Origin of the sequence: Frankia sp. AgPm24 (assembly GCF_023243055.1) — a bacterium.
Classification (GTDB): domain Bacteria; phylum Actinomycetota; class Actinomycetes; order Frankiales; family Frankiaceae; genus Frankia; species Frankia umida.
Genome location: NZ_JALKFW010000001.1, coordinates 59,140 through 72,210 on the forward strand (window position 1 = coordinate 59,140; position 13,071 = coordinate 72,210).

Sequence of the window (13,071 nt, forward strand, 5' to 3'; positions counted from 1 at the left end):
AGTTTGTGACAACTACCGCGATGAACAACCGAAATGTGCACTGGTGGCCGCGTCTCGACCACGGGAACACCATCCGCCGAGTCCGGATCGACGCCAGCCCCGCACGCTGCGCCACGCTCCCCCGCGCCAGCCCCCATCCCGACCGCGGACGCCGAGCCTCAGCGCCGAACGCGAAACGCCGACCGCCGACCGCCGGCCGCGAAGGAGCACCGGGTAAGAAGCTCCAGGTCAGAAGCGTCGAGTCAGGAGGCCAGCCAGGCGTCGAACGATGCCCGGCTCTCGGCGACGCCGACCGGAAGAGCTCGCGGATAGTCGCGCAAAGTAATGGTGTATCGCCAGAGCGTTTCCGCTTTGATCATGCCGCTGCGCACCGACGCCTTGAGGAGATGCCAGGTGGTGATCGCGGTGATGCCGCTGCGGGCGGCCAGTCGGGTGGCTGCCCGGTCGTCCGTGACGAACAGGCCTTTCACACGGCGCCGCGTCATGATGGCGAGCGTCTCGGCTTCACCGAGATGGTGATGCCGACTGTCACCGGGGCCGGCCAGGCCGTCGCGCATGATCATCGCATCCTGCAGCTCCGCGGCGTCAGGTAACCATGGGGCCCCGAAGATGCGCCGTGCACTGCCGAGCACATCGAGTCCAGGCACCCGCGCGGAGCGGCGACATTCCGATTCGACGGTGGCGCACCAGCGGCCGTTGCCCTTGACGAGCCGTTCCAGCAGATCCATCCGGTTGATGATCGCGAAATTGATGAGCACGGTGTTGTCGGGAAACAGCAGGACGGTCACGATTCAGTGGCCCAGCACCTCGACCAGATCATCGACGTTCACCTCGGGCACCGAGGGTGTGTCCACCTCGACCTCGTCCGGATCGACACCCAGCATCCAGGCAAGCGTCTCCTTACCGAGCGCGCCGGTGGCGATTCTCGCCAGATGCGCCTCGGTGAGCTCGAGGGGAAAGCGGCGGCGGGCGGCGGCCTGCATCCGCGTCGTGATCTCGTCATCGCCGGTGCGGGACGCCCAGTGCCGCCGCAGCAGTCGCTGCGTCGTCTGCCCGACCCATTCGTCGACCACGGCGGGCAACTCGCCGCACACCGCGTTCAACCGGCGGGCCAGCGCGTCGATGGACACCCCGCGCCGCCAGACCAGATCGGCGAGGCCGGCGGAATCCAGACTGACCCATTCGACGGCCTCGAGCAGATCTCGTGGCAGCAGCAACTCGGCGGCGAACGCGTTGGCGGCGGCCTCCCGCCGATTCCATTCGGCTTCGCAGGCACCATCCTCATGATGGCCGTGGACGAGATGACCGAGCTCATGGGCGAGCGACCAGTTCTCCCTGAACCAGTTGCCGGTACCCGGCAGAACGATCACCCGGTAGGCGCCGATCGCCAGTGAGTACGCGGTGGACAGCCCGGGCAGGCGCACGACCCCGATGCCGAGGTGAGCCTCCAGCCGTTCCGCGAAGGGGCGGACGAAATCTTCGCCCAACACCACGCGCATCTCCCCCGGACTCTGGGGCAGCGGCGGCGCAACCGGCGCCCGCGCCGCCTCGCCCGGCACGGGATAGGCCTGCCGGTAGGCCAGCGCGATGTCCTCCAGGAGGCGCTGGTCGGCCTCGCGGGCCGGCACGCCCCGGCGGCCGCTCGCATGATCGAAGGTGTGCCGGGCCGCCACCACCAGCCGGTGGGGATCGACCCGGCCGGTGATCATCCAGTGCAGGTCGGCGCCGAGCAGGTCGGCCAGGCGGGCCAGCTCGATCGAGGAGAAGGCGCGCCGGTCGTTCAGCGCACGCGAGAACGCGTCGGGCGTCATGTCGATCTCGCGGGCGATGTCCTGCTGGCGAGCATCGGGACGGGCCTGTCTGATCCGCTCCAGCACACGGTCGCCGATGCTGCGCATGCGATCATCCTACCAGCGGATTGGGATTTTCCCAATCGAGTGTGTGGTCGTGCCGCTCGGTCAGGACCGTGGCAGTGCCGCGAGGGTGTGCCGCAGGCCGTCCTCGAGCGGCGTCGGCTCCCAACCAAGCTCGGCGCGGGCCCGGCTGGCATCGGGTACCGCGTTCCACCGCAGGTAGTGCAGCTGGCCACGCGCGAGCGGCGGTGGGCGCCGGGTCAGCCGCGCCGCCGCCTCGCCACCGGTCGCGAGCAGCTCGGCCAGCGCTGCCGGCAGCGTGGCGGCCGGGGCCCGGCCACGCCCGCCCACGCTCACCACCGCGGCGGTGAGCGCACGCAGACTCAGGTGGGTGTCGGACAGGATGTACCGCGCCCCCGGCCGGCCCAGGCCAGCGGCGGCGAGCTGACCACGCCCCAACCCTTCGGTGAACACCAGACCGAACCCGCCTGGCGGCACCACCGGCAGCAGCCCACGCAGCGCCGGCCGGAACATCCGCAGCTCCATGGACGCCGGCCCGTAGGGGCCGAGGCCGTAGACCGTCGCCGGGTTCACCACCACCACCTCCAGCTCGCCCGCCGCGGCGAACACGGCCTGCTCGGCCCGCTGCTTCGACCGCTCGTACGGGGTGCCCTTCGGTCTGGACGCGAGACTCGTCTCGTCGAACCGGCCGCCGGGTGGCGCGTCGAACACGTCGATCGTGCTGGTGTGCACCAGGCGACGCACCCCGGCGGCCGCCGCGGCCCGGGCGAGCCGCGCCGACCCGGCGACGTTGACCTGGTCGAACCGGCCGGGATCGGCAAGCCACTGTTCGGGCACGCCCATCGCGTTGAACACGACCTCGACACCCTCGACGGCGGCGGGCAGCGTCGCGGGATCCGTCACATCCCCGACGACCACGTCAAGCCCCGCGGCTGGGAGCGCGCCGCTGCCCGGGTGGCCGCGGACCAGCACCCGCACCTCGTGCCCGGCGGCCAGTGCCGCCCGCACGACGGCACCGCCGACCTTCCCGGTCGCTCCGGTGACGAGGATGCGCACGCGGCGCAGCCTACGGCCGCGGGTCCGACCGCTCCAGCGCTGCCGCGTCCGCCCGATCCGGTGAGCTCACGCCGGAGGCGGACACGAGCGAGCGCGACCGATCACCCCGCGACCGCTGCTTCCAGGTAAAGGCGGCAATACACGGACATGCCGAATCCGTCCGTACCCGCGGCGACCACCACCGGGGGGATGCTCGGCACGTTCAGCGCGGCGCGCGACCGCGTCCGGGGCCTGCAAGCCGGTAAAATCATGACGAGGCAGGGATGGGCCTGGCCTGGCCAGCTCCTGACCACAGCCTCCTGACCACAGCGAGCGGTGCCCGGTTCCGGTCGGTCCCGGGTCGGTGGAATGCAACCGGCCTCGGCTGCGCTTCTTTTCAGGTGACGGAAGCGAGCGGTGGTGTAGAGGAGGACGTCGATCGTGCTTGATCCGCGAGAGCTCTACAGTCTCACCGAGGACGGGTCCGAGCAGCAGTCCGGTGAGCAGCACCGGCCGATCATGCTCGAGGTGATGACCGGCGTCGTCGACGCGGGAAACGCCGTCAGCCTGGCCGGCGAACACCTGCTCACAGCGCTCGAGCACCGGGTCGTGGCGACGTTCGATGTCGACCAGCTGCTCGACTACCGCTCCCGCCGCCCTCCCATGATCTTCTCGGAGGATCACTGGGAGAGCTATGCCGACCCGGTGCTGGCGCTCTACGAGCTTCGGGACGAGTCGGACGTGCCGTTCCTGCTTCTGACCGGACCCGAACCCGACCTGCAGTGGAAACGCTTCATCGCCGCGTTGCGCCAGATCGTCGATCAGTTCGGCGTCGCGCTGACCGTCGGGTTGAACGCCGTCCCCATGGCGGTGCCGCACACCCGTCCGGTCTCCGTGACCGCGCATGCCAGCCGCAAGGAGCTCATCGCCGGGTACGAACCCTGGCTGCGTCGGCTGCAGATTCCGGGCAGCGCCGGTCACCTGCTCGAATACGAACTCGGCCGCGACGGGCGGGACGCGATGGGTTTCGCGGTCCACGTCCCGCACTATCTGGCGCAGTCGACGTATCCCGCGGCCACCGAGGTGTTGTTGACCTCCGTGTCCAAGGCCACCGGTCTGATGCTGCCGCTGGATGGACTGCGCTCCGCGGCACTCGCCGTGAACGACGAGGTCAACAGCCAGCTCGCCGAAGGTGGCGAAGCCGCATCCCTGGTCCGGGCGTTGGAGGAGCAGTACGACGCCTATCAGCGGGGCCGGCGCGGGCCGAGCCTGCCGACGGTTGATGGTGAGCAGAAGCTGCCAACGGCCGACGAGCTGGGCGAGGCTCTGGAACGCTTCCTGGCCGAGCAGTCCGAGCCCGGCGGTCCGAACCCGCTGGGCTGAGCTGGCCGGAAAGCCCCGGTCCGGCCCCCTGCGCGAAACAGGCGGCCGGACCAGTCGGATTGCGATACCACACCAGGGGGTAGCTGTCCTGGTTTTCTCTGTCTTTTCCTGCCCCGGAGCCTTCCGGATGTTGCCATTTATCCGGATTCGCACTCGCGTAGGCTCACGCTTCGCCACGGTGGGTTGACGGCCCGCAGCGGCACAGGAGATCGCCCCGACCCGGTGGCGCATGACAGAGAGAACCAGAAATGACCTCGCCCCAGGGGCGGCCTCCTCGCGCGCCCCGCCGCAGGAGCAAGCCCGCGACCGATGCCGCGCCCACCGCTGTTTCCCCACCGCGATCTGACGTCGCCATTGATGCCGCCACCGAAAGTGGCATCGCCGAAGATGTCGCCACCGAGAATGGCACCGCCAAAGGTGTCGCCGCCGAAAGTGGCGGCGTCGACAGTCGCACTGCCGAAAGCGGCGCTGCCGCAGCAACCACGATGGTCGCACCAGAAGTCGCCCCCGATGCGAACGCCATCACAGCATCAGCCGACGCATCAGCCGGCTCCACGCCGAAGGCGACCGCGACAACCCTTCCCAGCTCGGCGGATTCCGCCGGACTGCCCTCCACTGCCGACATCACGGCCCAGCCCACGGGTAGCTCCGTCGAATCCAGGCCGGAAGCCGCCGGCGAGGCCGAGCCGGCCCCGCAACCAGGCCGGAAGAAGTCCGCGGGTGGCCCGGCGAAGCGCCCCCAGCTACGCAAGCCACTGCGGACGGCCCTGCTCACCCTGCACATCATCGTGAGTGTCGGCTGGAACGGCGTCGCGTTCTGCCAGCTGGTCCTCGCCAGCACCGCCGCGGTCGATCCGGATCTGCGACACGCGGCCTACGAACTGATGCACGTCATCGACCGGACGCTCAACATCCCGCTGGCGCTGCTCACCCTGATCACCGGTGTCGTGCTGTCGGTGAAGACCCGCTGGGGCCTGCTGCGGCACTGGTGGATCGTGGTGAAGCTGAGCATCACCGTGGTGGCCGTGATCAGCGGAGGGGCGGTGATCCGCACACTGATCGTCGCCTCCGCCAAGCACAGTGCCACCGCGGCGGCCGGCTATCCGGCCCAGACCGTGGCGCTGGTCGTCTGCGGCACGGTGATGAACCTGCTGTTCATCACCGCGACCGTGCTGTCGACCACGAAGCCATGGGGCCGCACCCCGCGTGGGCGCCGCGAGGCGGGGGCTCTCACGGCGACGCCACGGCCGCAGCCCGAACCCCCGCTCGCGTCCTCGGTGCTGCCAGCGGCGTCCTGACGGCCGCCGCGGCCAGGCCAGACCGACCCCAGCCCCGGCCAACGGGCAGCCGGGCAGCCGGGCAGCCGGGCAGCCGGGCAGCCGGGCAGCCGGGCAGCCGGGCGACGATCAGTGCCGACCGGGCACGCGGCCGATGTCGGCGTCGGACAGGGCGCGGATCGCGAGGCGGTCGACGAAACGCTCGATGATCGCCCCGACCGGCCAGCGCTCCACCTCGGCGATCAGGCGCGTGGCCTCCGCCTCCGCGTCGGCGGCCGGCCACCCCTGCGCGTCGAGACTGTGGCACAGCGCATCGCGATAGTCGTCTTCGGTGATTCCGGGCAGATGGCGCACCATGGCCGTGGTGGTGCCGTAGTACGAGCCAAGACCGACGAAGACCCGGCCGCACTCGCATCGCCCGTGCGGACGGTCCAGATGCAGATCGCAGAATGCACGCAGGGTGACGAGCTCGCCTTCCACCGCCCAGTGGAAATCGTCGACGCGCAGGCCCTGCCCGTACGCCGTGGCCGTGAGAAGTTTCATGACCGCAAGCTCCTCGTGGTCGCCCGACCGCTTCCGGATGGGAAGCGGATGCCCTGCGGGTCTACGAGAAGACAATCATCCCCCACCGACAAAGTCTCGAACTACCCACGATCGCGGTACTCTCGGGCCACCTCGTGAGCGGCCCTCCAGAGGACGGGCGGATAATAGCCCGGTTGAGCGGGAGCGACGGGAGGATCACTTTACGTGACCATCTCGCACCCCACCCCGAGAGTGCGTGAACGGGCCTGGCTCGTCGCCGACGCGGTGACCTGGCGTGGGCTGCTCCACCTGCTGCTGAACCTGCCGTTGTCGCTGGTCGGGTTCGTTGTCGTGACCGTGGTGATCTCCCTCGGTGTGGGCCTGGCCGTCACGGTTGTCGGTATTCCGGTGCTGGTCGCGGGGCTGCGGATCTGCCGGGCGTTCGGCTCGCTGGAGCGGGCCAGGGCACGCCGTCTGCTGGGCCTGCGCGTCCCTACCCCTTCCCACCCCCCGTCCCGGCGTCCCGGCCAGCGCGGGCCGGGGCTTGCCACGCTGGGCGACCCGGTCGCCTGGCGGGAGGCGCTGTTCCTGTTCATCCGGCTGCCGTGGGGCATCCTGAGTTTCGTGGCGGCGCTGCTGCTGCTCACGGTCGCCTGGGTGGTGCTGCCCGGGGCGACCCGGATGCTGGTGGCCGTCGACCGGGCGATGGTCACCGGTCTGCTCGCCCCGTCAGCGCGGGTGGAACAGCGGGTGCGCGAGGCCACGGCGAACCAGCGGGCGGCCCGGGACGCCGCCACCGACCTGCGGCGGATCGAACGCAACCTGCATGACGGGGCGCAGGCCCGGCTCGTCGCCCTGGCCATCGGCCTGGGCATGGCCAAGGAGATCCTCGCCGAGGATCCCCAGGCCGCGGCCGAGATGATCGCCGAGGCGCACGGCGAGGTGAAACTCGCCCTGGTCGAGCTGCGGGATCTGTCCCGCGGTATCAACCCGGCGATCCTCACCGACCGCGGCCTGCCCGCGGCGCTCGCCGCCCTCGCCGATCGCTGCACCGTCCCGACTCTGGTGACGGTGGAGCTGACCGCGAGGCCGGCCGCCGCGCTCGAGGGCATCATCTACTTCACCACCGCCGAGCTACTGACCAACATCAGCAAACACAGCCAGGCCACGGACGCCACTGTCGACCTGCACCGCGCCGAGGACGGCTCGCTGCGGCTGCGGATCGGTGACGACGGCATCGGCGGCGCGGATCCGCGCGGCGGCAGCGGCCTGACCGGCCTCGGTGAGCGCATCGCCGGGATCGGCGGGTCGATGACGGTCGACAGCCCCGCCGGCGGCCCGACAACGGTCACGGTCCGTTTCCCCTGGCAGGACGCCCCGGAGGAGCCGCCCCGCTGAGGGCCGACCCGGGCTACTTCCCGTCGGTGGCCGCGGCGACCCGCGCCGGGGGGCCGCTGCGCGGCTCCGGGGCGTCGACGTGCACGGGCCCGTCCGTTTCCCGCGCCACGGCAGAACGTTTCGGCAGCAGGAAGCCGAGCGGAACGGCGGCGATGCTGAAACCGAGGGTCCACCAGAAGGAAACCGCGTATCCGTGGGCGGTGGCCGCCGCGTCGAGCGGACGGCCGCCGCCGGTGGCATCGGGCAGCTGGCGGGCGAGCACCACGGCGAGCACGGCGGTGCCCAGGGACGCCCCGACCTGTTGGAAGATCCGCACCGCGGAGGTCGCCCGCGGGATCTCCGCGACGGAAAGCCCGATGTAGGCCGCGGACATCACCGGCACCATCGCCGCCGCGAGACCCAGACCCCGCACGACCAGGGACGCCCCGAGCAGCACCTCGCTGGTGTGTGCCGTCACCTGGGTGTAGGCCACCGAGCCCAGGACGCTGAGGGTCAGCCCGCCCAGGACCATCGCGCGCGGGCTGACCCGGTCGGCGATCCGGCTGAGCACGACCATTCCGATCATCATGCCCAGGCCCTGGGGAGCCAGGAGCAGACCCGCCTCGACCGGGCTGCGTCCACGCACCTGCTGTTCGTACAGCGGCAGCAGGAACAGCGCCCCGAACAGGGAGATACCGAACAGGAACATCAGGCTGGCGGCACCGCAGAACGACGTGGAGCGGAACAGTCGCAGATCGATCAGGGGCACGATCCGGGTGCGCAACGCGTACCCGACGAACACGAGGATCAGAACGACTCCGATGGCCAACGGAACAAGCACGGCCGCCTCGGTGAAACCGCCGTGGCGGCCCGCCTCGGCGAAACCGTAGACAACGGCGGCGAGCCCCGGGGAGAGCAGCGCGAAACCAATCCCGTCGAACCGCTGGGGCGCACGGGTGGACAGTTCCTGCGGCGGCATCGTCCGCCAGGCCAGCACCAGTGCGACGATGCAGACCGGCACGTTGATCAGGAAGATCCAACGCCAGCTGAGACTTTCGATGATCACGCCGCCGAGGACCGGGCCGAGGACCGGCGTCAGCAGGGCCGGAGCGGAGACCACGGCCATGAGCCGGCCAAGCCGTTGCGGCCCGGCCGCCTGCGCCATGATCGTCTGCATGAGGGGGAGCAGCAGCCCGCCACCCAGGCCCTGGATGACCCGGAAGGCGATGAGGCTTTCGATGGACCAGGCGATCCCGCACAGCACAGAGCCGGCCAGAAACAGCGCGAGTGCCAGCATCCACATGCGGCGGCCGCCGAACCGTTCGACCGACCAGCCCGTCACCGGGATCACCATGGCCAGCGCGAGCAGATACGCCGTGGTGACCCACTGCACCGTGGGGATGTCGACCTCGAAGGCACGGCCCAGCCGGTCCAGCGCGACGGACACGATCGTCGCGTCGAGCTGCACCACGACGACCCCGGCGAGCAGCACCAGGGCCAGCCGGATGAGAGCGGCGTCGATCTTCTCCGCTCCGGCCGCCGACCTGCCCGGCGAAGCGGGTTCCTGCACTGCCATGAGATCTCCCGATGTGGTCGTGCGCGGGGCGCCGTCCCGCCAGAAGATACACCGTATCGCATCACGATACGGTGTAGCGAAAGGATGGGTGGCGCCAGGAGCCGCGCACGCCGGGATGGTCCGTCAGACGGACACGCGGACATCCCCGTCACGCCCGTAACCTCAGGGGATGGGCGACCAGAACCCGGCGGCGACAACGCCCGACCGTGAGTCCGCCGTGCCGCCGTGGGCCCGCCCACGCGTCGCCGGTCGTCCCCCACTCACCCGCGAGGAGATCGTCGACGCCGCTGTCAGCCTCGCCGACGCCGAAGGTCTACCGGCCGTCTCGATCCGCCGGGTCGCCGCCGTCCTGTCCGCCCGGCCGATGAGCCTGTACTCGCATTTCGACCGCAAGGACGACCTGCTCGCACTCATGCACGACCGGGTGACCGCCGAGGTCCTGGTGCCGGAGCCGCTGCCGGCGGACTGGCGCGCGGCGCTGCGGGCCATCGCCCACCACACCCGCCAGACCTGCCTACGGCACCCCTGGCTGCTCCAGACACAGGCCGGGGCCACCCGTCTCGGTCCGAACGCGCTGCGGCACGCCGAACAGTCCGCCGCCGCCGTCGCCGGCCTGCCGCTGACGCCGGCCCGGCGCATCGCCCTGCTGTGCGCGGTGGACACCTACACGTTCGGTCAGGTCGGCATCGAACTGCGGGAGCGGCTGACCGAGCGTGACCAGGACCAGCTGACCGCCTACCTGGACTCCATGATCAACAGTGGGGAGTATCCGCATCTGGCCCGGCTGCCTCGCCAGGAGCTCCTCGCGCTCGGCTACCAGGCGGAGCAGAGTTTCGACGAGGGCCTGGGCTGGCTGCTGGCCGGCGTCGCGGCCAGCCTCGGCGTGGCCCGGTCCTGAACCGGGCCACGCCCGCCGGCATCGGGCTCGGGCTCGGACGGCGAGCTCCGGCGCCGGATCCCGCCGTCAGAGGCTGCCGAGTACCCGGGTGACCCGGATCTCCAGCACGACCCGCAGCGGGTTGACCCGCGGCTCGCGGTAACGCTGGGCGTAGCGGCGTTCGGCATCGGCGACGCTGTCCGGGTCGTCGCGCACGACGGCGAGCCCCTCCAGGGTCGACCACCGTCGTCCGTCGATCTGGCACAGTGCCACGACGGTGCCGGCCGCGGGACCATCCGCGATGATCCGGGCCTTGCGGCTCCGCCCGGAGGTGATCACCCGGGCGGTGGCCGTGGCCAGGTCAAGGGTCGCGCCGACCGCGACCACGTGCACCCCGCCGGCGGGACGCACGGTCGTCAGGCTGCACAGCTGCCGTTCCCGCCAGAACTCGGCGAACGCCGCGCCGCGGTCCGCCAGCACCCGTGGCCCGTCGAACCCGCCCGTCATCGCACGCCGACCGTCGGAGCGGCAAAGCCCAGGCGACGGTCGGTGAGCACCGGAAACGCGGCGCGCACCGTGGCCGGACCGTCCCGGTCGAGGGTGGCCACCACCGTCCCCGGTGCGGCGTCGCCCTCGGCGAGCACTGTTCCCCACGCGTCGATGACCAGGCTGGTACCCGCCAGCTCCCGGCCGGCGTGGCGGCCCGCCAGGTTGCAGGCGACGAGCTGCGTCTGGTTCTCGATCGCCCGGGCCCGGGCGAGGACCCGCCAGTGTTCGACGCGGGCCGCGGGCCACGCGGACACCACCGCGACCAGCTCGGCACCGTCGTCGGCCAACTGCCGGAAGAGTTCGGGGAAACGCAGGTCGTAGCAGGTGGCCAGACCGATCCGGCCGAGCTCGGTCGACACCGCGCGCACGTCCGTGCCCGGGGTCAGCAGCCGGGTCTCCGCCCCGTCATGGCCGAACAGATGAACCTTGCGATAGGTGTGCAGGATGTCCCCGCCGGGGCCGACGAGCACCGCGGTGTTGTGCAGTGCACCGTCGTCGGCCCGTTCGACCAGGCTGCCCGCGACCAGGTGGAAACCGCGTTCCCGGGCGACCTCGCGCAACGCGGTCAGCGTCGGGCCGGTCAGCGGCTCGGCCTGCGCGTCGTAGTCGGCGACGTGGAAGAACCCGGTGGCCCACAGCTCGGGCAGCACCACCAGGTCCGCCTCGACCCGGCGCAGCTCGGCGAGCACCCGGCGCACCCGGTCGGCGGCGCTCTCCTCGTCCGGGCAGGCCAGCTGCAGGCAGACGACCCGCACCGGGTCAGCCGACACCGAGCATGGCCTTCCACTGCTGGGCGCTGGACGGGCGGAACACGTGGTTCATCCGCTTGACGACCGGCAGGTCCTCGGACGACTTCGGCGAGTACTGGTGGCCGGGAAAGACCGTGGTGGCGTCGGGCAGCGCCGCGAGGCGACGCAGACTGTCGTACATCAGGCCGGCATCGCCACCGGGCAGGTCCATCCGGCCGCAGCCCTCCAGGAACAGGGTGTCGCCGGCGACGAGCCGGTTGTCGACCAGGAAGCACTGGCTGCCCGGGGTGTGCCCGGGGGTGTGCAGCAGGGTGATCGGAATGCGCCCGACCATGACCACGTCGGAGTCGTCATGGTCGACGAGGTCGGACGCGGCGACACCGGTGGACGTGCGGATCCATTCGGACTCGGCCCGGTTGACGTGGATCGGCACGTTCTGCTGGGCCAGCAGCGCCCGAATGCCCTCGATCTCCAGCCCGAAGGCGGAACCACCGACATGGTCGGCGTGATAATGGGTCACCAGCGCCCCGGTGAGCCGCATATCGTCAGCGGCCAGCACGTCAAGCAGGTCGTTCACCCGGTAGGCCGGGTCAACGACGATCGCCTCGCCCGTCTCCCGATCACCGACCAGATACACGAAGTTGACCATCTGGGTGCCGACCGGGTCGCCCACGGCGAAATCCCGGCCGGACAGCAACTGGCGGAAGTACAGGCGCTCGGTCATTGCCTCAGCCTACGAAGCGAGCCGGTGCGCGGCGAAGAAGTCCAGGATCGCGCCCGTGGCGTCGAAGGTGCGGCCCGCCTTGGACGTCGCCCGGTCGCGGCGCGCCTCGGGGCTCGACGGCCAGAAATGGGTGCCGCCGATCACCGTGTCCAGCCGGACCTCACCGCCCCCGGCACAGCCGGTGTAGCGCAGGGCGACGACACCGACGATCGGATGCGACGACTCGGGCCGCGGATCGCAGCGGTAGCGACCGGCATAGCCGCGGATGACGGCCAGTGCCGCGGGCACCGGCGCGGGGGCACCCACCACCCGGCCACCGGCGTAGGGAACCGACGGATCGGCGGTTCCGTGTACGGCCATCGTCGCCGGTGCCCGGCCGTCGGGGCAGACCACGGCGAAGGTGGACGACACCATCGCCACGGCGGCGAACCGGGGCGAGGCGCAGACCAGCGCCGCGGCGAACTCGGCGCCGTTGGAGTGCCCGGTGGCGTAGATCCGCGCCGCGTCCAGGCAGTAGTGCCCCGCGAGGTCGGTCAGCAGCGCATCGACGAAGCCGAAATCGTCCGCCGCGGTCGGACTCCCCGGGGTGTTCCAGCGCGACGGTGTGCCCAGCGCGTCCGGCGTCACCACGAAATACTCCCGGCCGGCGCCGATCGCACCCATTCTCGACCGCTGTTCCTCCAACCCGCTGTCGGCTTTGAAACCATGAAAGTCAACGACGACAGGATAGGTCTGACGAGCGTTGTAGAAATGCGGCGGCGACAGGACGTAGTGCCGCCGTGCCCCGTTGTGCACGAATATCCGCGACCCGCCGACCGGCGCTCGTTCGACCGCGGATGTGCAGGCTGGCGTACCCGACGGCCCGGGAAGCGCGGCGCTGACGGCATGGAGCAACCCGCTGTCGGGTGACAGTCGCGCCGCCCGCGCCCGGCCATGCACAACAAGTGTGACCGTCAGCAGCAGGACGACCGCGACGGCAAGTGCCATCACGCTCCAGCCGGCTACTGCCCGTCGAATGCGCACCGGTTCATATTAGAAGGCGGCGAAGCATAAAAGCCGGTTCTCGATGGACACCTGGCCGACACCGGCGGGCCCCGCCGGTTCCCGCTCGCCGAAGCGGCGCTCCGG

The 13,071-nt window shown here is 70.9% G+C and carries 13 protein-coding genes; 4 read left to right on the top strand and 9 right to left on the bottom strand.

All coding sequences use genetic code 11. The features are described 5' to 3' along the window. Positions 1-242 precede the first annotated feature (242 nt). From MXD61_RS00275 to MXD61_RS00285, 3 genes are read right to left on the bottom strand one after another with little or no spacing between them, the layout of a single operon-like run. Positions 243-788, bottom strand: coding sequence for a hypothetical protein (locus MXD61_RS00275; protein WP_248810639.1), 546 nt, complete (start codon positions 786-788; stop codon positions 243-245). 3 nt (positions 789-791) lie between these two features. Next, positions 792-1,898 carry an ImmA/IrrE family metallo-endopeptidase gene (locus tag MXD61_RS00280; RefSeq protein WP_248810640.1) on the bottom strand — a complete coding sequence of 369 codons (1,107 nt, stop codon included), beginning with the start codon at positions 1,896-1,898 and terminating at the stop codon, positions 792-794. Positions 1,899-1,958: 60 nt separating this feature from the next. Then, positions 1,959-2,930 (bottom strand): NAD-dependent epimerase/dehydratase family protein, encoded by a 972-nt coding sequence (locus tag MXD61_RS00285; protein WP_248810641.1) that lies wholly within the window; start codon positions 2,928-2,930, stop codon positions 1,959-1,961. 420 nt (positions 2,931-3,350) lie between these two features. On the opposite strand from MXD61_RS00285, the gene MXD61_RS00290 reads away from it, so the two are divergent. After that, positions 3,351-4,292 (top strand): PAC2 family protein, encoded by a 942-nt coding sequence (locus MXD61_RS00290; protein ID WP_248810642.1) that lies wholly within the window; start codon positions 3,351-3,353, stop codon positions 4,290-4,292. A 485-nt stretch (positions 4,293-4,777) separates the two neighbouring features. After that, complete coding sequence (locus MXD61_RS00295; RefSeq protein WP_248810643.1) at positions 4,778-5,590, top strand: hypothetical protein; 813 nt, start codon at positions 4,778-4,780, stop codon at positions 5,588-5,590. A gap of 108 nt (positions 5,591-5,698) precedes the next feature. On the opposite strand, the gene MXD61_RS00300 is transcribed toward MXD61_RS00295, so the two are convergent. Continuing rightward, positions 5,699-6,049: a hypothetical protein gene (locus MXD61_RS00300; protein ID WP_248810644.1), complete on the bottom strand. Its 351-nt coding sequence runs from the start codon at positions 6,047-6,049 to the stop codon at positions 5,699-5,701. Positions 6,050-6,316: 267 nt separating this feature from the next. Between MXD61_RS00300 and MXD61_RS00305 the strand changes: the two genes are divergently transcribed. Then, positions 6,317-7,489: a sensor histidine kinase gene (locus MXD61_RS00305; RefSeq protein ID WP_248810645.1), complete on the top strand. Its 1,173-nt coding sequence runs from the start codon at positions 6,317-6,319 to the stop codon at positions 7,487-7,489. A 13-nt stretch (positions 7,490-7,502) separates the two neighbouring features. Here the strand turns inward: MXD61_RS00305 and MXD61_RS00310 are convergent, their stop codons facing one another. Next, positions 7,503-9,044, bottom strand: a complete 1,542-nt coding sequence (locus tag MXD61_RS00310; RefSeq protein WP_248810647.1) for an MDR family MFS transporter — start codon at positions 9,042-9,044, stop codon at positions 7,503-7,505. A 169-nt stretch (positions 9,045-9,213) separates the two neighbouring features. Here MXD61_RS00310 and MXD61_RS00315 point away from each other — a divergent pair, with 169 nt between their 5' ends. Then, complete coding sequence (locus MXD61_RS00315; protein ID WP_248810648.1) at positions 9,214-9,942, top strand: TetR/AcrR family transcriptional regulator; 729 nt, start codon at positions 9,214-9,216, stop codon at positions 9,940-9,942. 66 nt (positions 9,943-10,008) lie between these two features. Here MXD61_RS00315 and MXD61_RS00320 read toward each other — a convergent pair whose 3' ends face one another. From MXD61_RS00320 to MXD61_RS00335, 4 genes are read right to left on the bottom strand one after another with little or no spacing between them, the layout of a single operon-like run. After that, entirely contained in the window at positions 10,009-10,428 is a 420-nt protein-coding gene (locus MXD61_RS00320; protein ID WP_163548622.1) for a pyridoxamine 5'-phosphate oxidase family protein, read from the bottom strand. After that, positions 10,425-11,240, bottom strand: coding sequence for a carbon-nitrogen family hydrolase (locus MXD61_RS00325; protein WP_248810649.1), 816 nt, complete (start codon positions 11,238-11,240; stop codon positions 10,425-10,427). Before MXD61_RS00325 ends, MXD61_RS00320 begins: the two co-directional genes overlap by 4 nt. Next, positions 11,230-11,943 (bottom strand): MBL fold metallo-hydrolase, encoded by a 714-nt coding sequence (locus tag MXD61_RS00330; RefSeq protein WP_248810650.1) that lies wholly within the window; start codon positions 11,941-11,943, stop codon positions 11,230-11,232. Before MXD61_RS00330 ends, MXD61_RS00325 begins: the two co-directional genes overlap by 11 nt. Before the next feature lie 9 nt (positions 11,944-11,952). After that, complete coding sequence (locus MXD61_RS00335; protein ID WP_248810652.1) at positions 11,953-12,966, bottom strand: PHB depolymerase family esterase; 1,014 nt, start codon at positions 12,964-12,966, stop codon at positions 11,953-11,955. Between the last annotated feature and the right edge of the window lie 105 nt (positions 12,967-13,071).

Bases quoted from the DNA above. Each gene is read 5' to 3' on its own strand.
- MXD61_RS00280 (WP_248810640.1), bottom strand. From the start codon at position 1,898: ATGCGCAGCATCGGCGACCGTGTGCTGGAGCGGATCAGACAGGCCCGT.
- MXD61_RS00295 (WP_248810643.1), top strand. From the start codon at position 4,778: ATGGTCGCACCAGAAGTCGCCCCCGATGCGAACGCCATCACAGCATCA.
- MXD61_RS00310 (WP_248810647.1), bottom strand. From the start codon at position 9,044: ATGGCAGTGCAGGAACCCGCTTCGCCGGGCAGGTCGGCGGCCGGAGCG.
- MXD61_RS00315 (WP_248810648.1), top strand. From the start codon at position 9,214: ATGGGCGACCAGAACCCGGCGGCGACAACGCCCGACCGTGAGTCCGCC.
- MXD61_RS00320 (WP_163548622.1), bottom strand. From the start codon at position 10,428: ATGACGGGCGGGTTCGACGGGCCACGGGTGCTGGCGGACCGCGGCGCG.
- MXD61_RS00330 (WP_248810650.1), bottom strand. From the start codon at position 11,943: ATGACCGAGCGCCTGTACTTCCGCCAGTTGCTGTCCGGCCGGGATTTC.